17 protein-coding genes are annotated in these 19,219 nt (G+C 56.4%); 12 read left to right on the top strand and 5 right to left on the bottom strand.

Annotated features, from left to right (window positions below):
* Positions 1-35 precede the first annotated feature (35 nt).
* From ACQZ51_RS13535 to ACQZ51_RS13560, 6 genes are all read left to right on the top strand, one after another.
* Complete coding sequence (locus ACQZ51_RS13535; protein WP_448777924.1) at positions 36-1,364, top strand: ABC transporter substrate-binding protein; 1,329 nt, start codon at positions 36-38, stop codon at positions 1,362-1,364.
* Positions 1,361-2,302: a carbohydrate ABC transporter permease gene (locus ACQZ51_RS13540; protein ID WP_448778331.1), complete on the top strand. Its 942-nt coding sequence runs from the start codon at positions 1,361-1,363 to the stop codon at positions 2,300-2,302. Before ACQZ51_RS13535 ends, ACQZ51_RS13540 begins: the two co-directional genes overlap by 4 nt.
* Entirely contained in the window at positions 2,302-3,123 is an 822-nt protein-coding gene (locus ACQZ51_RS13545) for a carbohydrate ABC transporter permease (RefSeq protein WP_192064764.1), read from the top strand. Before ACQZ51_RS13540 ends, ACQZ51_RS13545 begins: the two co-directional genes overlap by 1 nt.
* Before the next feature lie 81 nt (positions 3,124-3,204).
* Positions 3,205-4,263 carry an ABC transporter ATP-binding protein gene (locus tag ACQZ51_RS13550; protein WP_448777926.1) on the top strand — a complete coding sequence of 353 codons (1,059 nt, stop codon included), beginning with the start codon at positions 3,205-3,207 and terminating at the stop codon, positions 4,261-4,263.
* Positions 4,264-4,269: 6 nt separating this feature from the next.
* Complete coding sequence (locus ACQZ51_RS13555) at positions 4,270-5,211, top strand: sugar kinase (RefSeq protein ID WP_448777928.1); 942 nt, start codon at positions 4,270-4,272, stop codon at positions 5,209-5,211.
* A gap of 129 nt (positions 5,212-5,340) precedes the next feature.
* Positions 5,341-6,786, top strand: coding sequence for an aldehyde dehydrogenase (locus tag ACQZ51_RS13560; protein WP_448777930.1), 1,446 nt, complete (start codon positions 5,341-5,343; stop codon positions 6,784-6,786).
* Between the two features lie 17 nt (positions 6,787-6,803).
* Here the strand turns inward: ACQZ51_RS13560 and ACQZ51_RS13565 are convergent, their stop codons facing one another.
* The 4 genes from ACQZ51_RS13565 to araD form a co-directional block, all read right to left on the bottom strand.
* The gene (locus ACQZ51_RS13565; protein ID WP_448777932.1) at positions 6,804-8,009 is read right to left on the bottom strand and encodes a low temperature requirement protein A; all 1,206 of its coding nucleotides are present in this window, start codon (positions 8,007-8,009) and stop codon (positions 6,804-6,806) included.
* 34 nt (positions 8,010-8,043) lie between these two features.
* Positions 8,044-8,334 (bottom strand): hypothetical protein, encoded by a 291-nt coding sequence (locus tag ACQZ51_RS13570; RefSeq protein WP_448777934.1) that lies wholly within the window; start codon positions 8,332-8,334, stop codon positions 8,044-8,046.
* A gap of 137 nt (positions 8,335-8,471) precedes the next feature.
* Positions 8,472-9,197, bottom strand: a complete 726-nt coding sequence (locus tag ACQZ51_RS13575; RefSeq protein WP_448777936.1) for a ribonuclease activity regulator RraA — start codon at positions 9,195-9,197, stop codon at positions 8,472-8,474.
* Between the two features lie 14 nt (positions 9,198-9,211).
* Positions 9,212-10,948 (bottom strand): L-arabinonate dehydratase, encoded by a 1,737-nt coding sequence (gene araD, locus ACQZ51_RS13580; protein ID WP_448777938.1) that lies wholly within the window; start codon positions 10,946-10,948, stop codon positions 9,212-9,214.
* Between the two features lie 170 nt (positions 10,949-11,118).
* Here araD and ACQZ51_RS13585 point away from each other — a divergent pair, with 170 nt between their 5' ends.
* Together ACQZ51_RS13585 and ACQZ51_RS13590 are read left to right on the top strand one after the other, a co-directional pair.
* Positions 11,119-11,787, top strand: a complete 669-nt coding sequence (locus ACQZ51_RS13585; protein ID WP_448777940.1) for a GntR family transcriptional regulator — start codon at positions 11,119-11,121, stop codon at positions 11,785-11,787.
* 161 nt (positions 11,788-11,948) lie between these two features.
* Positions 11,949-12,845 carry a helix-turn-helix domain-containing protein gene (locus ACQZ51_RS13590; RefSeq protein ID WP_448777941.1) on the top strand — a complete coding sequence of 299 codons (897 nt, stop codon included), beginning with the start codon at positions 11,949-11,951 and terminating at the stop codon, positions 12,843-12,845.
* A 9-nt stretch (positions 12,846-12,854) separates the two neighbouring features.
* Here ACQZ51_RS13590 and ACQZ51_RS13595 read toward each other — a convergent pair whose 3' ends face one another.
* The gene (locus tag ACQZ51_RS13595; protein WP_448777943.1) at positions 12,855-14,975 is read right to left on the bottom strand and encodes a TonB-dependent siderophore receptor; all 2,121 of its coding nucleotides are present in this window, start codon (positions 14,973-14,975) and stop codon (positions 12,855-12,857) included.
* Positions 14,976-15,204: 229 nt separating this feature from the next.
* On the opposite strand from ACQZ51_RS13595, the gene ACQZ51_RS13600 reads away from it, so the two are divergent.
* The 4 genes from ACQZ51_RS13600 to ACQZ51_RS13615 are packed head-to-tail and all read left to right on the top strand — an operon-like array spanning position 15,205 to position 19,110.
* Entirely contained in the window at positions 15,205-16,209 is a 1,005-nt protein-coding gene (locus tag ACQZ51_RS13600; protein ID WP_448777945.1) for an iron-siderophore ABC transporter substrate-binding protein, read from the top strand.
* Positions 16,209-17,252, top strand: coding sequence for a FecCD family ABC transporter permease (locus tag ACQZ51_RS13605; RefSeq protein ID WP_448777946.1), 1,044 nt, complete (start codon positions 16,209-16,211; stop codon positions 17,250-17,252). The genes ACQZ51_RS13600 and ACQZ51_RS13605 overlap by 1 nt, the downstream gene beginning before the upstream one ends.
* Positions 17,252-18,289 (top strand): FecCD family ABC transporter permease, encoded by a 1,038-nt coding sequence (locus ACQZ51_RS13610; RefSeq protein WP_448777948.1) that lies wholly within the window; start codon positions 17,252-17,254, stop codon positions 18,287-18,289. Before ACQZ51_RS13605 ends, ACQZ51_RS13610 begins: the two co-directional genes overlap by 1 nt.
* Complete coding sequence (locus tag ACQZ51_RS13615; protein ID WP_448777950.1) at positions 18,286-19,110, top strand: ABC transporter ATP-binding protein; 825 nt, start codon at positions 18,286-18,288, stop codon at positions 19,108-19,110. The genes ACQZ51_RS13610 and ACQZ51_RS13615 overlap by 4 nt, the downstream gene beginning before the upstream one ends.
* Positions 19,111-19,219: the final 109 nt, after the last annotated feature.

A 19,219-nucleotide genomic window follows, 5' to 3' on the forward strand; every position in this document is an offset into this window, starting at 1 on the left:
TGAGGAGATTTTCGGCCAAACAGGAGGAGGAAGATATGACACATTCATTGCTCAAGCCGACACGGCGGGCATTCATGGCGGGAACGGCAGCCATTGCCGGAACTGCTGCGTTCGGCATTCGCCCCGCTTCGGCTGCTGTTGATTGGAAGAAACATGCTGGCACGACGCTGGAAGTCAATCTCGTCAAGAGCCCGCGCAGCGAAACGCTTTTGAAATACATCAAGGAATTCGAAGAACTGACCGGTATCAAGGTCAATGCGGAAGCGACGCCTGAGCAGCAGCAGCGCCAGAAGGTCGTGATCGAACTGTCCTCCGGCAAGCCAAGCTTCGACGTGGTCCACCTGAGCTATCATGTGCAGAAGCGCCAGTTCGAAAAAGGCAAATGGCTGGCCGATATCAGTGGTTTCCTCAAAGACCCGTCGCTAACAGATCCGTCCCTCACCGAGAGCGATTTTGCCGAGGCCGGGATGCAGTTTGCCAAGGACAGCGACGGCGTCCTGCGTTCGCTTCCATTCTCCGTGGACTACTGGATCCTCTACTGGAACAAGGAGTTGTTCGCGGCAAAGGGGCTGAAATATCCGCAGACATTCGAGGAACTCGTCACGGCGGCCGAAGCACTGACGGATCCTTCCACCAACACCTATGGTTTCGTGGCTCGCGGACTGAAAAACGCCAACACACCTGTCTGGACATCGCTGATGCTGGGCTATGGCGCCGCTCCGATCGTTGACGGCAAGATCGATGCACAGTCGAAAGAGGCGGTTGAAGCGGCAGCGCTGTATCAACGCCTGATGACAAAGGCAGCACCTCCCGGTGTTTCCGGCTTCAACTGGGCTGAAGCCCAATCTGCCTTCCTTCAGGGCAAAATCGGCATGTGGCTCGATGGCGTGGGCTTTGCACCACCGATTGAAAATCCAGAAAAATCCCGTGTTGTCGGCAAGGCTGGCTACGGCGTCATGCCAAAGGGCCCGGCAGCGCAGGCGGCAGGCACATTTGGAGATGGCCTTGGTGTTGTCGAAGCCAGCCAGAAGAAAGAGGCAGCTTATCTGTTCTGCCAATGGGCAATTTCCCATGACATGGGTGCCCGTCTTCTGCAGGCCGGTGCGGGCGTGCCGTTCCGGCAGTCCATTCTAGAAGATGCCAAGGTTCGCGAAGGCGTGAAAATGCCTGCGGAGTGGCTGGATGCCGTGGTTGGCTCCGGCAAGGTTTCCAAGCTCGCGCTTCCGGTCATCATTCCGGTCACGGAGTTCCGCGACATCTATGGCGTCGGCCTGACCAACATGATTGGTGGCGCAGATCCGGCAGCCGAACTCAAGAAGGCGACCGAACAGTTCGCACCTGTTCTGGCGCGCAGCGAGGGATAAAAGTGTCCGTCAGCATTGCAAACACCGTCAAAACGACGAGGGTGATCAGAAGGAGCAAGCCCACGCGGCTTGCTCCCAACTACTGGCCCTTCGTCATTCCCGCACTCGTGGTCATCGCAGCCGTTATCGTTTTTCCGTGGGTCTTCACCCTATGGATGAGCGCGCAACGATGGACCCTGGGGCAAGAGCAGAGCTTTATCGGCTTCGACAACTATATTCGTTTAGCCAGCGATGCCCGATTCTGGGAATCCCTGTGGAATACGCTTGTCTATACGACCCTGTCGGTCGTCGCGCCGCTATTCCTCGGCACCTTGGCGGCGTTGCTTTTCGATGCGCAGTTTCCGCTTCGTGGCTTCCTGCGCGGCGTCTTTGTCATGCCCATGATGGCCACCCCGGTTGCCATCGCGCTTGTCTGGACGATGATGTTCCACCCACAGCTCGGCGTGCTGAACTATCTGCTCTCATTCGTCGGCATCGGCCCGTTGGAGTGGATCTATAACCAGTCCACCGTCATTCCATCGCTGGTTCTGGTAGAGACATGGCAATGGACGCCGCTGGTCATGCTCATCGTGCTCGGTGGGCTCGCCGCTGTTCCGCGCGAGCCTTATGAAAGTGCCGAAATCGACGGTGCAAACGCCTGGCAGAAATTCCGTTTTCTGACGTTGCCGATGATCGCCCCGTTTCTGATGATTGCCGTGATCATTCGCTCGATCGACGCCGTCAAGAGTTTCGACATTATCTACGCGATGACCCAGGGCGGACCCGGCACAGCATCTGAGACGATCAACATCTATCTCTACAACACGGCCTTTGCCTATTACGACATTGGTTATGGCTCCGCCATGGCAGTCGTCTTCTTCATCGTCATCGTCGCGCTCTCCTTCGTGCTGCTGATGGTGCGCGCCCGCAGCCAATGGAACGAGATGGAGGACCGCTGATGAAACGCAAAACACTCGACCAGATCGGCCTGTTCTTCGTCGCACTCGTCATGATTTCGCCTGTCATCCTGTTCTTCCTCTGGATGATTTCGCTATCGCTGAAATACGAGATCGACAATGGGGCCTATCCACCGATCCTCATTCCAGAACGCTTCGCATGGTCGAATTATGTGAAGGTGTTTGAGGAGAACAATTTCTTTCTCTACTTCTGGAATTCCGTCCTCGTCACCGGCGCGGCAACATTCCTGGCCCTCATCATTGGCGTACCCGCAGGCTATGGCATTGCACGCCTGAAGGCCGAAAAAGCAGCCATCGTCATCATGATTGCCCGAATGACCCCCGGCCTGTCCTTCCTCATTCCGTTGTTTCTCCTGTTCCAATGGTTGAACCTGCTGGGCACGCTCTGGCCTCAGATCATCATCCATCTGGTCGTCACCGTCCCAATCGTGGTCTGGATCATGATCGGCTATTTTGAGACCACGCCGAAGGAGCTGGAAGAGGCCGCAAGCATCGATGGCGCGACGTCCTGGCAGGTTTTCCGCCTCGTGGCGCTGCCCATCGCCAAGCCCGGCATCGTCGTGTCCTTCATTCTGGCCGTTATCTTCTCCTGGAACAACTTCGTGTTCGGCATTGTGCTGGCCAGCCGTGAAACGCGAACCCTGCCTGTTGCGGTTTACAACATGCTGTCCTTCGAACAGGTCAGTTGGGGTCCGCTGGCTGCGGCGGCGCTCATCGTCACCCTGCCGGTGCTGCTTCTGACCATGTTTGCGCAAAAACAGATCGTAGCTGGCCTGACGGCCGGCGCAGTCAAGGGAGGCTAGCGCCCTGCCCCGGAAATCCCCAAAGATTTTCGGGCTGGACACCGCGCCACCTCAACCACTTATCATTACGGGATCAACATCATGGCACCGGTCAATATTCAGAACGTACAAAAGCGCTTCGGCGCTGTTAACGTCATCCAAGGCATCGACATCGATATACGCGACGGAGAGTTCGTCGTTCTCGTGGGTCCCTCTGGATGCGGAAAATCAACCCTGTTGCGCATGATCGCCGGTCTTGAAGAGGTCAGCGGCGGAGAGATCCATATAGGGGCGCGGGAGGTGAGCAATCTACGCGCTCGTGATCGCGATATCGCAATGGTTTTCCAGAACTACGCCCTCTATCCGCATATGACAGTCCGGGAGAATATGGGCTTTGCCCTGAAGCTCAAGAAAGCCAGCGCAGATGAAACGGCTCAGAAAGTGAACCGGGCCGCCGACATTCTAGGACTAGACAAGCTGCTCGATCGCTACCCTCGCCAACTTTCAGGCGGCCAGCGCCAGCGTGTTGCCATGGGCCGCGCACTGGTGCGCGATCCGCAGGTGTTCCTGTTCGACGAACCACTTTCCAATCTCGACGCCAAGCTACGCGTGCAGATGCGCGGTGAAATCAAGGCGCTGCACCAGCGCATCGGCACCACCACCATTTATGTGACGCATGACCAGGTGGAGGCCATGACCATGGCCGACAAGATCGTGGTGCTGCATGATGGCGTTATCGAGCAGATCGGTGCCCCCCTGGAACTCTACGACCGGCCTGCCAACCTTTTCGTCGCCGGGTTCATCGGCTCACCCGCGATGAACTTCATTCGGGGACGCATTGAGGAAGGTGTGTTTCGCACCGCAAAGGGCTTGACCCTGCCCCTTCCACCCTCTGCAAATCCCGCCGAATTGGGCGGACGAGACCTTGTCTATGGTATTCGCCCTGAACATATCAGGGTTAGCGCAGACGGTATCGAAGGTCGTGTCGAACTGGTCGAAGGAACGGGATCAGAAATTTACGCGAAGTTGAATTGCGCCGGTGAAGAGGTCGCCTGCCTGTTTCGCGAGCGGCTGAACATCCGGTTTGGCGACCACGTGAAGATCGCGGTTGATCCAGCGACTGTGCATCTGTTCGACCGGCAGACGGGCAAGCGTATCTGAAAACCCATGCGAGACGATATCATCCCCAACAAGCATGTTCTCTGCGTCGGCGCAGCCGTGCTCGACACATTGTTCCGTGTGCATGAAATGCCGACCGGCCAGGGCAAAGTCTTGCCCTATGAGATGTTGCAGATCGCCGAAGGTATGGCCTCCAGTGCGGCCTATACGGTTCATCGCATGGGTGGCCGTGCCAGTCTGTGGGGCGCTGTCGGTGATGACGAAACCGGCAGCCGCATTCTGCGCGAACTGGCTGAATGCGGTATCGACATGTCAGGCATGACGATTGCCAAGGGTGCACGCTCCGCATTATCCACCATCATCATTGATGACCACGGCGAAAGGCTAATCGTTCCGTTTTACGATCATAAGCTTCATGAGAATAAACGCTCCTGCACGGCAGAGGATCTGTCACCTTTCGATGCAGCTCTGGTCGATGTGCGTTGGCCGGAACTCGCGCTTGATGTGTTGACTCTTGCCGCCAGCCTTGGCAAGCCTGCCATTCTCGATGGCGATGTGGCGCCGGTGGAAACGCTGGAAATGCTGGCACCCGCAGCAACGCACATCATCTTTTCCGAGCCCGCGGCGCAGCGTCTGAGCGGAACCGGAGATGTCGCGGCTATGCTGCCAATTCTCCACGCACGTTACCCTGAAACCTTCATTGCTGTCACCGCGGGTCAGGCTGGCTGTTACTGGACCGAGCCCGGCTCCCCCTTGGTTCACCACCAGCCGACATTGGCGATCAAGGCTGTGGATACGCTGGCTGCGGGAGACGTGTTCCATGGAACCTTCGCGCTTGCCGTGGCGCAAGGTCTGGAAAGCCGCGCCGCTATTCAGCGCTCTTCCGTTGCGGCTGCACTGAAATGCACAGTCTTCGGCGGCCGTACAGGCACACCAACGCGCGCGCAGACCGAACTGCGCCTTGCCGAATGGCTTTCAAACCCGGCCTGACTGCCTTCCAGATGACAACAGCGCTCGATTGTTAATACCTAAAATGTCAGTCGCGGACGGCTTGTGCACGCCCCCTGTGGTGTGCTGATATCTGCGCCGTACCAAAGCTTTATAATGGGAGGAGTTATTATGATCATCGAATTGCTGATTAATGGGAAAAACGCGGCGGCTGAAGGTAGCCGCACATTTGAACGGTTGGACCCGGTTACGGGGGCGGTTGCTTCGAAGGCAGCGGCGGCCAGCACCGCAGACGCGCGCTTGGCTGTTGACGCTGCCGCGCAAGCTTTCGAGGCTTGGTCGAAAACCGGGCCCAACCAACGCCGCGCTCTTTTAATGAAAGCTGCGGACGTTATGGAGAGCAAGGCTGCTGCTTTCATCGAAGCGATGATTTCAGAGACGGGTGCAACCGGGATGTGGTCCGGGTTTAATGTGAAATTTGCTGCAAGCGTTATTCGCGAAGCAGCTTCGATGGTTACGCAACTCGGCGGAGAAATCATACCATCCGACAAGCCAAACACATTTGCGATGGGAATGTTGAAACCCAAAGGCGTCTGCCTCGGTATTGCTCCATGGAATGCTCCAGTGATTCTGGGAACGCGCGCTGTCGCCATGGCGATCGCCTGCGGCAACACCGTTGTCTTCAAATCATCCGAACTATGCCCAGCAACACACCGACTGATTGGCGATTGCTTTACAGAGGCCGGTCTTCCAGCAGGTGTTCTGAACGTTATCAGCAACAGCCCTGCTGATGCGGCAAGCGTGGTTGAGGCGCTGATCTCAGACCCTCGAGTCCGTCACGTCAACTTTACCGGATCATCCAAAGTTGGACGCATCATCGGACGATTGGCGGGCGAAAATCTCAAGCCTGCGCTGCTTGAACTTGGTGGCAAGGCACCCTTCGTGGTGCTTGATGACGCCGATATTGATGGGGCCGTCAATGCCGCCATCTTTGGCGCCTTCATGAACCAGGGACAGATCTGCATGTCCACTGAGCGGATTATCGTTGACCAGTCCATAGCAGATGAATTCGTTGAAAAGCTCGCAGCCCGCGCCAGCGCACTGCCAGCCGGAAATCCGCGTGAGAAAGTCGTTCTCGGCGCTCTTATCACGCCTGAAGCCGCAGAAAAAATGGATGCGATCGTCGCAGACGCAGTCTCAAAGGGCGGCAAGATCGTTGCTGGCGGTACCCGTGATAAAACCATTGTCAGCGCAACGGTTATTGATCACGCGGCCCCGGGCATGAAAATCTACGAGGAAGAGTCATTTGGCCCGGTCAAGCCAGTGATCCGTGTGAATGGCGAGGCGGAGGCCATCCGCGTGGCCAACGACACGGAATATGGACTATCGTCAGCCGTTTTCAGCCGAGATGTCGGTCGCGCCATGCGCGTTGCCGGTCAAATCCAATCCGGCATTTGCCACATCAACGGCCCGACCGTCTCAGACGAGCCGCAAATGCCATTCGGAGGTGTCAAGGCATCCGGCTATGGACGCTTCGGCGGAAAGGCGGCCATTGCAGAGTTCACAGACCTGCGCTGGATTACCATCGAGGATGCTGACCAGCACTACCCCTTCTGATGGATTGAAACAGAACATCAACCAACCTTGGGAGTGTGTTTTCTCAAAGCGACATATTCCCAGGTTGCGACAATCAGAAGCACAGCAACAGCCGCGATCTGGAGAACATAGAGCGGCGTTGCGCCCAACAAAAACAGAAGCAACAAGGCGAAAATGCCGACGAAATGGGAAACGGGTCGCATGTGAGACGCGGCGATCTTGACGCCAATATTTCCCGTCAGAAACAACATCGGCCCGCCAATGATAGCGATGGCTTCTCGCCATGATGAACTCTCATGGCTGTGGGAAAGACTGAAATCTTCGCCGACAGCCGTCAGAATAATCCCCGCAACGATGGGCAGATGTCCGTAGTTGAAGAGCGCATGGGCGATTTTTTCAGGATCTTCGGATTTCTCGATTTTTTCAGAGGCTTTTTCCTGCGCATGATGAAAGTAGATCCACCACATCAGGATCGTGCTGGTGAATGCCGAGCAGAACACAACAAAGCTCAGGCTTGAGTTCATATGATCTGCAGCTGTGCGCCCCGTGGTCAATATCGTCTCACCCAGACAAATGATGACAAACAAAGCGCACCGTTCCGCGAGATGCTCTCCTGAAAGGTGGAGCTTCTCATCGTCGCCAGCTTGAAAGCCGGGGACGAAATATTTGACGGCAGGACCGAGATATTCGATACCGATTGCGACGAGCCAGAAGACGATCTGCCATTCCAAGCTTTCTGAAATGCCGCCAAGAATCCAGAATATGCTCGATGCAACGAGCCAGACTGCCATCCGCCCGAAAGTCTTTGAATTTTCATGGTCGATCCCCTTGAAGACATAAAGAGCAAAAAGGGAGCGCAGCACCTGCATACCACTATAGATCAAGGCAAACGTGAAGCTTTGGTGGTCGAAAGCCTTTGGCAATGCGATTGCTAGGAGGACACCCAAGAACATCATTGAAAACAGAAAGAGACGAACAAGGCCTGCTTCGGTGTTCAACAGATTTGTCAGCCAGGTGATCTGAACCCACAGCCACCACAGTGCCAGGATGATGATTCCCGCTTCAAGCAGCGCTGTCGAACCAAAATCTTCGGCCAGCGTGTGGGATAGCTGGATGAGGGCGAAGACGAAAACCAGATCGAAGAACAATTCGGGAAATGTCGGCTTTCCAGCGACAGCCTCGTCCTGGCGAACCAGCCTTAGCTTACCGGTGCTTGCGCCAGACGGCTTGATGTTATTTCCCATGGATGTTTTGGTCTCCGGCAGCGTCAAACGGTTCTTATTTGGATGCGTATTGCGAACGGGCTTCTTCGCGCTTTAGCGCATCCGCACGACCAAACAAGGCTACCTCGTTGGAGTTGTCAGGAAAGAAGCGTTGGCCGACGAGACGAACCTGACGACCTTTGACATCGATAATGTGACCCGGTCTCGCCTCAGACACCACTTCGCGTTCAACGTCTTTGTTCACGCGCTTCACATCCAGGCTGCTAACCTCGATATCCTGCGCTACCGCAGCCGTGGCAAAACAAAACATAGCGCCTACAACGGCAATAACGGCAACCCGTTCCATCGACAATCTCCTGAATTTGCTGAGCTTTTGTAGCCCAACAACACAAGGGAACGGAGTTTGGTTCCAATTGTTTTATCAGCACGCACGACTACACTGTAATTGGCGTTTTTTTACCACGCGGGCGCGCCGGACGCTATCTATCGACCGCGGGCCTTGCGCCACTCAGCAAATTCCTGCCGCGGCGCATCGCTTGTGGCCGGATAGAGACCAATGATTGTTGCACCAGCGAGAACCTTCTCGGTCACGAAATCTTCGTAGGCGGTCATTTCGACTGTTTCATCTGCAATCTCGTCGGCAATATTGGCCGGTATAACGATAACGCCCTCGTCATCACCAACGATCAAATCGCCGGGCCAGATCGCCACGTCGCCACAGCCGATCGGAACGTTGATATCGATCGCCTGGTTGAGGGTGAGATTGGTGGGAGCGGATGGTCTTTTGTGGTAGGCGCGAATATCGAGATCAGCAATCTCCGGGCTGTCTCTAAACCCGCCGTCCGTTACGACGCCCACGACGCCGCGCACCATCAATCGTGAAACGAGAATAGACCCTGCGGATGCCGCGCGGGCATCCTTGCGGCTGTCCATGACCAGCACGCAACCGGGTGGGCATCGCTCCACTGCGGCACGTTGAGGGTGCTCGGGGTTCTGGAACACGGTCAGCGGGTTCAAGTCTTCCCGCGCAGGAATATAGCGTAAGGTAAACGCCTGCCCCACCATGTTTTTCTTCTTTGCCGACAAGGGCTGCACATCCTGAATGAACTGGTTGCGCAAGCCGCGTTTATAGAGCGCTGTGGCGATGGTTGGTGTTGCAACGCCCATGAATTTCTGGCGCGTTTCATCGCTTAAAACATAGTCTGTCATCTCTTGTCCTTTGATCAATAGATATCAGGTTCGGGAGCGTTGGGACCGAAGCCGGTCTCCAGAAAATCAAAGTCGGCACCGGTATCGGCCTGAGCCACGTGGCGCGCGAACATCCAGCCATAACCCCGGCCGATTTTATCCGCTGGCTGAACCCATAAAGCGCGGCGACGCGCCAGTTCATCCTCATCCACCAGCATATCGATGGTGCGAGCCTCAAGATCGAGCTTGATGATATCACCGTTGCGCAACAGCGCCAGCGGCCCGCCGACATGCGATTCCGGTGAAACGTGCAGGATGCACGCACCATAGCTCGTGCCGCTCATTCGCGCGTCGGACAACCGCAACATGTCACGGTGGCCCTGTTTCAGCAGCGCTTTTGGAATGGGCAGCATACCCCACTCTGGCATACCCGGCCCGCCCTGCGGACCTGCACCGCGCAAGACCATGACGTGATCGGGGGTAATATCGAGGTTCTCGTCATCCACTGCCGCCTTCATGTCCGGGTAAGTGTCGAAAACGAGCGCTGGCCCCTGATGCTTGTGAAATCTTGGATCGCAGGCAGCCGGTTTGATGACGGCGCCAGTCGGTGCAAGATTGCCCTTCAAGACAGCGAGCGAGCCTTCATGATAAACCGGATTGTCCAAAGAGCGGATAACATCATCGTTGAAGCACTCCGCGCCCTTCAGCGTTTCGCCCAGCGGCAGGCCGGACACGGTCATTGCGGAGAGGTCAAGAAGATCTCCCATCTTTGCCATGAGCGCACGCAGGCCACCGGCATAATAGAAATCTTCCATCAAATAGGTTTTGCCGGTTGGCCGGATGTTGGCAAGGACTGGTGTCGTGCGGCCAGCGCGATCAAGATCGTCCAGCGTCAGGCTCACCCCTGCCCGCCGCGCCATTGCCAGCAAATGCACCACGGCGTTGGTGGAACAGCCCGTCGCCATTGCTACAGCCGCGGCATTGTTGACGGATGCCTGCGTTACGATCTGATCGGGCGTCAGATCTTCCCAGACCATGTCCACGATGCGGCGGCCGCAGGCAGATGACATGCGAATGTGATTGGCATCGGGTGCCGGAATGGAGCTCGCGCCGGGCAGCGTCAGCCCAAGGGCTTCAGCAATGGCTGTCATGGTGCTGGCTGTCCCCATGGTCATGCAATGTCCATAGGAGCGCGCAATGCCTGCCTCTACCTCGACCCATTCCGTTTCCGACAAATTCCCAGCGCGGCGTTCGTCCCAAAACTTCCAGGCATCAGAACCGGAGCCAAGAGGCTTTCCCTGATAATTACCGCGCAGCATCGGCCCCGCTGGAAGATAAATCATCGGCAGGCCCATGCTGATCGCGCCCATGACAAGGCCGGGCGTTGTCTTGTCGCATCCGCCCATCAAAACGGCACCGTCAACAGGGTGTGAGCGCAAAAGCTCTTCTGCTTCCATAGCCAGCATGTTGCGGTAGAGCATGGTCGTGGGTTTGACGTAGCTTTCCGACAGCGAAAGAGCGGGCAGTTCGAGCGGAAATCCGCCCGCCTGCAAGATGCCACGTTTCACATCTTCCACACGGTGCTTGAAATGGGCATGGCAGGGATTGGCATCCGACCATGTGTTGAGAATGGCAATGATCGGCTTGCCCATCCATTCTTCAAGCGCATAACCCATCTGCATGGCGCGGGAGCGATGGCCCGAGCTTCTCAGGTCATCAGGCGCAAACCAGCGTGCGCTGCGCAGCATGTCTGCGGATTTCTTCTTGCTCATGGTGCTTTCTGCAACTCCCGCCACGGGTGCGCTACGTTCAGCAACACCCCGTCCTCCTCAAGACAGCTCATAGAAGCACTAAAACATCAGTGCATCAATGGATAAATTATGCTCTATTGCGATCACGACCAGTTGGTGGAAAGGCTCGGCGAAACATGGTGAGAGGCACAATGCTGGACAGGTCACGCCAGGTGGCGCTTCAGATCTATGAGATACTGCACAAGCGCATTCTCAATGTGGAACTGGTGCCTGGCACGGTGCTGTCGCGTGCGGCACTACAGATGGAATTTGGTGTAAGCCAGACCCCTGTTCGTGATGCGTTGATCCGGCTGCAGGAAGACGGCGTTGTCGATGTCTATCCCCAATATGCCACAGTTGTCGCGCGGATCGACATTCGGCACGCTCAGCAGGCCCAATTTCTGCGTCTTTCGCTGGAACTGGAAGCCATCCGAACACTATCAAGCGAAAGCCCTGCGGAGACAGCGTCAGAGCTTTCGGTAATCGTCACAAGGCAGGAAACCTTTGCATCACCGGAGACCTTTGATAGCTTTGACGCCTTCGATCAGGAATTTCACCGAAAACTCTACGAACGCGCGGATATTCTCGACCTCTGGACAAACGTGCGGCGACAGAGCGTTAATCTGGACCGGCTGAGGCGGCTTCACCTGCCGATGCCCGGGAAAATGCAAACGGTTCTTGCCGACCACCGGGCAATTGTTGATGCCATCCGGTCCGGGAATCCTGAAGAAGCAACAGCGGCGCTGCGCAGGCATCTTTCTGGAACCCTGTCGATCACGGATGTGATCCGGGAACGGTTCCCCGAATACATCAGGACGTAAACGAAGCAGCAAACTTGCCATATTATAGAAACATGATATTTCTAGTCATCTATCGCAGAAATCGCTGAAGAGCCTGACGTCATGCACTCGCGTGAAACTGGGCGCAGCTATTGCATTTTTCGGACGTGCCATCGCCGCACCTGATGAGACTGGTTTTATTTGTGACTTACCTTCACTCGATGACATGTTTCACGGATGGCATCCGCGTTCTGGGGCCAGCCAAATGGCGTGGCCTCGACGGGCTGATCAGCGTGTTCTGGGATGCGGAGGGACATGCAGGCGCGACCGGTTACTACCTGTCCCCGGACCCGCGCATCGTCATTTTCTTCAATGATGTCTCCTCGCACATCCTGATGAGCAACCGCGAGGACGGTGCCGCCGAACATTATCGCCCGATGAAGAGAGCGATCTATGTGCCGGCTGGGGTGCCGCTGTGGACCAGCTTTACGTCTTTTCACCGCTTCTCGCATGTCGACATTCATTTGCACAAAGACAGGATGTTGAAATATCTGGCGCCATCCGTCGGAACATCGGTTGCGCTCAGCGCATTGCGCAGGCCTGTCGAAATTCAGGATGCGAAAGCGGTCGAAACCCTCGCAAGCTTGCTGGTTGATGAACTTTCCACGCCCACGAAACATGCCGCCTACGCTGAAAGCCTTGTTGGCAGCATCATCGCCAACCTGCTGGATCTGCAAGAGGGCGAAACGGACGATCAGGCCAATGCGCGGCTGACGCAAGCGCAATTGAACAAGCTGATATCAGTGGTCAATACACGGGCAGATTACCGCATGACAGTCAGCGAAATGGCCGAAACCGTCGGACTTTCCGAAAGCTGGTTCGCCAATGTCTTCAAACAGACCACTGGCAAAACACCGCTGCAATGGCAACTGAGCAGGCGCGTTGGCCTTGCGCAGAACATGCTGGCCGAAAGTGACCTCAGCGTCGCCGCCATTGCCGCCCAGCTTGGGTTTTCCGACCAGGCGCACCTGACGAAAACGTTTCGGCAAGTGGCTGGTGAAACACCCGCCGCATGGCGTCGTATGCGGCGGATTGGGTAATGCCGAGCCTTACCAGGTCTGGCGAAGGGTGGCGTAAACCGCGCGACCGGGGTTGTAATACTGTCCGCCAGCGTCCTGGCTTGCAATGTGTTTCTCGTCGAACAGATTGCTCGCATTCAGCTGTAGCGTCGTGTTCTCTTTGATCTTGTATGTGAATGCAGCATCGAACACGACAGCACTTTCCGAAGCAATCTTATTCCCGATATCCGTGAAATAGCTGTCGGAATAACGGGCACCGAGACCGAAAGTCATGTCTCCGCGCGGACCTTCACCGGGCAGCGTATAAGTACCCCACAGCGAGACCATGTTCTTGGGAACGCGCATGAGGCGGTTGCCATCATTTGCGCCACCCGGTTCATCGATGTTGGAATCGATATAGCTGTAAGCCGCAATCATATCGATATTGTCCGTCAGCTCCGCCTTCGCTTCAAGTTCGAGACCGCGATGGCGCACTTTCTCGACCGATTGGGGGATATATGTCACCTGATCGAAGACGGTGATATTGCCCTTTGTCAGGTCGTATACCGACGCTGTGAACAGGGCCGGGAAAGCCTCTGGTCGATACTTGACGCCAACCTCGTACTGCTTTCCAGTCGTCGGATCACTGCCGACAGCAGGTGGCGCAGCGGATTCGGCATAGCTCGCATAGGCTGCCAGCTCCTCCGTTACCTTGTAGCTCACACCAACACGCTTGGTAAATTCGCTATGGCTGGCTGCTTCAGTACCGGCGCCGAATAGATCAGTCTCACTCAGGTTGAGCCAGTCATTGCGAAGACCGAAGCTTACCGTCAATTTGTCGAAAAACGTCAGGTCTTCCTGAAGATAAATCGCTTTAGTCTTCTGATCATTTTTCGTGCCATAGGTCGGCGCTGTAGACACTGGGCCGCCAGAATAGACCGGGTTCTGCCAGTTGATCGTTAGAGCGCTTATATAAAGCCCATAGTTTTTCGATTTGAAATCGCTGTATTCCAGGCCCGCGAGCGTGCGGCTTTCAACATTGTCGAAGCTGGTTTCATAGAGCAGGTTCGCATCTATGACGAACTGTTCGGTCGTTTTGTCACTGCCGAAGAAATAGCGGTTCGCAGGATTTCCACCTGCCGGTGTCGTCGCGTCAAGATAGGCACTGCCAAACGCGTCGTTTGATATGTTGTAGCGGGCATGCGACGCAAAACTCAGACCGTCGCCGAAGTCATGGTCCAGCATCAGGCTGTAGGTGTTGCGGTTGACGGTGCGGAAGTAATAGTCCGGCTCACCGAAGAATTGGCTTCTGTCTAAATCCGTGCCGAGCGGATGGCCGCCGCTACCGGGCACGCCGTCCTTGTTGAGATGGTCAAAGACGAAGGACAGGCTTGTTACGTCAGTGGGACGCCATGTCAGGCCACCCATGATGAACTTCTCATTATCCTTCGAATAATCATATTCGGCATCCGCGTCCTGGAATTTTCCAGTCAGGCGATAGGACAACGTGTCGTCTTCGGTGATGTTGTCACCAAAATCCAGGCCAAGCTCTTTGTGATTGAACGATCCGCCGGTGACATAGGCTTCGCCAAAACGTTCGCTCTTGGGCAGCTTCGTGACGTAGTTGACGGAACCACCCGGCTCAGCCGCGCCAAAGCCGGAAGAACTGGTGCCTTTCAGCACTTCGATGCGTTCAAATGCGTAGGGCTCTTCTCGAATGCCGGCAAACGTCCGGCCGATCGCCAGGCCATCGCGATAGGTATAGGGGGTAAAGCCTCGAATATCGAAATAGTCGTAGCGATCATCCGAGCCGTAGAAATCCGTAACGACGCCAGATGTATATTGCACAACCTGTTCAACACTGGTTGCGCCACGCTCTTTGATCTCTTTCGCGGTGATGACGGAAACGGAGGCGGGTGTCGTCAGAACTTCGCTGGGCATTTTGCCAGCGCCCGTCGTCTGCCTTGCAACAATCGACTTCTCATTGTCATCGGTACCAGCGCCTTTGATGACAATGGCTTCGAGCACGGTGCTTCCGCCCTGGACTTGAGCCTCCTGAGCGATCAGGCGCGCAGGTGCTAACGCAACAAGCGCCGTGCATCCCAGCAAAATCGCTTTCCGATACCGGCGTTGAGAGCGTTCATCGCCTGCGCTTGTCGTTTCATTCTTCATGATCAAATTCCAGAAGTCATGTTGCAATGTCTGGCAACCCGGCAAAGCCCCGGTGCCCCCTGTTGTGCTGATAACTTGAGGGCATTAGTCTGGTATTGTAAAATTCCACGGTTTTGTAGAAAACCACGGAAACTTCGTCGCACTTCGCGGCCAGTCATCACATCAGTCTTGACGTACTGAGGTGAAGCTGAGATTTCAGGTCAACTTTTACTGCCGAGAGGTTTCGCCAATGCTGCGCTTCGTTCGCGCTTTCGCACCCATTGTAACATTTCTGTCCGTCTTCGCTTTCAGCAGTGCGTCGGCTCAGGATGAAACCTCATATCCCATTGTCGTCAAACACGCCTTGGGCACCACGACGATTGAGAAAAAACCGGAGCGGGTCGCCACTGTCGCATGGGCCAACCATGAGGTGCCGCTGGCGCTGGGTATCGTCCCGGTCGGTTTTGCCGCAGCCAATTTCGGCGACGATGATGGCGATGGTCTTCTTCCCTGGGTGGCGGAAAAGCTCAAAGCTCTTGGCGCTGAAAAGCCGGTACTTTTTGATGAGGGCGATGGAATCGACTTCGAAGCGGTTGCCGCGACCAAGCCCGATGTGATCCTTGCAGCCTATTCGGGCCTCAGCCAATCCGACTATGACACATTGAGCCAGATAGCCCCGGTCATCGCCTATCCGGAAGCACCATGGGCAACCGACTGGCGGGAGATGATTTCCTTCAACAGCAAGGCCCTCGGCATGGCCAAAGAGGGTGAGGCTTTGATCAAAAGCATTGAGGGCGAGATTGCCGATGTCGTCGCAAATGCCCCACAGCTGAAAACCAAGACGGCGATGTTTGTCACGCATCTGGACACCACCAATCTTAGCACGGTCAATTTTTATACCGCCAATGATACCCGCGTCAGGTTCTTCAACGATCTTGGCCTCTCGTCACCCAAAAGCGTTCGGGAGGCAACCAAGCCGGGGCAGTTTGCCTCGAGCATCAGCGCAGAACGTGTCGATGCTTTCGATGATGTCGACATCATCGTCACCTATGGCGGGCAGCCACTGCTGGATGCCATTATAAAAGATCCGCTTTTGTCCAGAATGCCAGCCGTCCAACACAACGCCATTGTCATGCTGGGCCGAAATCCCGTTGGAACAGCGGCGAACCCGACACCCCTGTCCATTTCCTGGGTGATGAAAGACTATGTCGCCTTGCTAACCGCTGCTGCAGACAAGTCTGCCGGAAAGCCATAATGGCGTTTAGATATGCCAAGCAGTGCGCGCCGCGTGCAGGTTTCGCGCGATCGAACAGTGCCAGAACGCTCGGATTTCTGAGCTTGGTTGTCGTTCTCGCAGTGCTCGCCATGCTCTCCGTTGCCATAGGCACCCGCGATGTGGCCTGGGCCGAGATCGTATCAGCGCTGGGCGGACAGGTTGAGACTATCGGCCAAGCCGCCGTTTCAGTGAGAATCCCGCGAACATTGCTTGCCATTGTTGCTGGCGCAGCACTGGGTCTTGCCGGTGCCATCATGCAGGGTGTGACACGCAATCCGCTGGCCGATCCCGGCATTCTCGGTGTCAACATGGGCGCATCACTTGCCGTGGTTGTCGGCGTTGCATGGTTCAACATCGCCTCGGCTCAGGCTTTCATCTGGACAGCCATTTTGGGCGCCGGGTGTGCTGCAGTCTTTGTTTACACGATTGGCTCGCTTGGCCGCGGTGGCGCGACACCGCTCAAACTGGCGCTGGCGGGGGCCGCGACCTCGGTGGCTTTTTCATCGCTGGTCATCGCTGTCGTCTTGCCGCGCAGCGATATTGCCGGCGGCATCCGCTCATGGCAGATCGGCGGCGTTGGCGGGGCCACATTCGATCGGATCTGGAATGTTCTGCCGTTTCTTGCCGCCGGCTTCCTCATCAGCCTTCTTTCTGCGCGCAAGCTCAACTCGTTGGCCTTGGGCGATGATCTTGCTGCGGGGCTTGGTGAACGCGTTGCTCTTGCCCGCGCGATGTCCGCGCTGGGCGCTATCCTGCTGTGCGGCGCGACAACCGCCGTCTGCGGGCCTATCGGCTTTCTGGGGCTTGTGGTGCCACATATCTGCCGTCTGCTGGTCGGGGTCGATCATCGCTGGTTGCTGCCGTTTTCAGCCATTTGCGGCGCAAGTCTTCTCCTTGCCGCCGATATTGTCGGTCGCATCGTCTCCCGTCCGGCAGAGCTCGATGTAGGAATCGTGACGGCCCTGATCGGTGGACCCTTCTTCATCTGGATCGTCAGACGCCAGCGCATGAGAGAGTTGTGATGCTTCAGTCTGGTATGGTCAGCGCCCTGATCGGACATCGTGCCCGACATTCGCAAAAGCGATTGCGTGTGCTGACGCTTCTGATCGTGCTTATCGTTGCGATATTTGCGCTCACACTGGTGCTCGGTCAGTCATTCACGCCACCGCTTGATGTCATCAGGGTCTTAGCTGGCCATGATGTGCCGGGGGCGAGCTTCAGCGTTGGCCAGTTGCGTTTGCCACGAGCGCTTATGTGCATTCTCGCTGGCTTCAGCTTTGGGCTGGGCGGGGTCGCGTTTCAGATCATGCTGCGCAATCCGCTCGCAAGTCCGGATATTATCGGCATTAGTTCCGGTGCCAGCGCTGCTGCCGTTTTTGCCATTGTCGTCTTGTCTCTGAAAGGCCCCATCGTTTCGGTTTTCGCTGTCGTGGCGGGGCTCGGCGTCGCACTATCGGTCTATGCACTTTCGTCGCGCAATGGCGTGGCGGGCACGCGGCTCATTCTTGTGGGCATCGGAGTTTCCGCGATGCTGGAAAGCGTCATCGCCTACATTCTATCAGGCGCTCCGGCCTGGAGCCTGCAGGAGGCGATGCGGTGGCTGACCGGCAGCGTCAACGGCGCTCAACTCTCGCAGGTCATCCCGCTTCTGCTGGGGCTCGTTGTTTTCGGAAGCCTGCTGTTCAACCGGCAGCGGGACCTGGAAGCCATGAGACTGGGCGATGATACCGCAGCCGCACTCGGCGTGCGCATCGGGTTGACCCGCATTCTCGTCATCATTGCTGCTGTTGGAATGATTGCCATTGCAACCGCCATTACCGGGCCGATTGCCTTCGTGGCCTTTCTGTCCGGTCCGATCGCGGCCCGTATCGTCGGCAATAGCGGTTCATTGCTGTTACCGGCCGCACTCATCGGCGCGTTGCTGGTCCTTGCTGGCGACTATGCGGGACAGTTTCTGCTGCCAAGCCGCTATCCAGTCGGCGTCATCACCGGTGCGCTGGGCGCACCTTACCTGATATTCCTGATTATCCGCGTCAACCGGACAGGAGGCTCGCTTTGACATCTCACACCCTGATCACAGAACAACTCGCAGCCGGTTACGGCGAAACGCTCATCTTTGACGGTCTTGATCTTGTGATACCCGATGGCAAGATCACCGTTATCGTTGGCGCCAATGCCTGCGGAAAATCGACGCTTCTGCGCACCATGTCGCGGCTGATTGCGCCTCGCCGGGGCCATGTTTTGCTGGATGGGAAATCCATTCACAGCATGGCGCCCAAAAAACTGGCCAGAACGCTCGGCCTCCTTCCCCAATCTCCGATCGCGCCAGAAGGCATCACGGTCGCAGACCTTGTGAGCAGAGGACGCCATCCGCACCAGAGCATGTTATCGCGGTGGAATGCTCGGGATGATGAAGCCGTTGCAGCTGCGTTGGAGGCAACCAGAACATTCGATCTGGCGGAACGTCCCGTCGATGAGCTTTCTGGCGGCCAACGACAGCGTGTCTGGATTGCCATGGCACTGGCCCAACAGACCGAAATTCTGCTTCTGGATGAACCCACGACATTTCTTGACATCAGCCATCAGGTCGAGGTTCTGGACTTGCTGACCGACCTCAACCATGATCGCGGCACCACAATCGTCATGGTGCTGCACGATCTCAATCTGGCTGCGCGTTACGCAGACCATCTGGTAGCAATGGCATCTGGCCGTCTGCACGTCATGGGAACGCCGGAAGAGGTTCTGACGCAGGACAATGTCCGTGACGTTTTCGGTCTGGAAAGCGAAATCATCACCGACCCCACCTCGGGCCGCCCGATGATGCTTCCCATCAGCCGCCACAGGATGCGGCACCCTAGAATCCAGATACATATGGACTGAGCCACATTTTGTATCAAAATATGTGAGTGCGTCCTTGCCCCTTCCCAAGGGTCCCGACTTGCGTTAGAAGCCGCAACCGTAATCCGGTCGCAGCCCACCCGGTCAAAAC

The organism is Agrobacterium sp. CG674 (assembly GCF_053521645.1).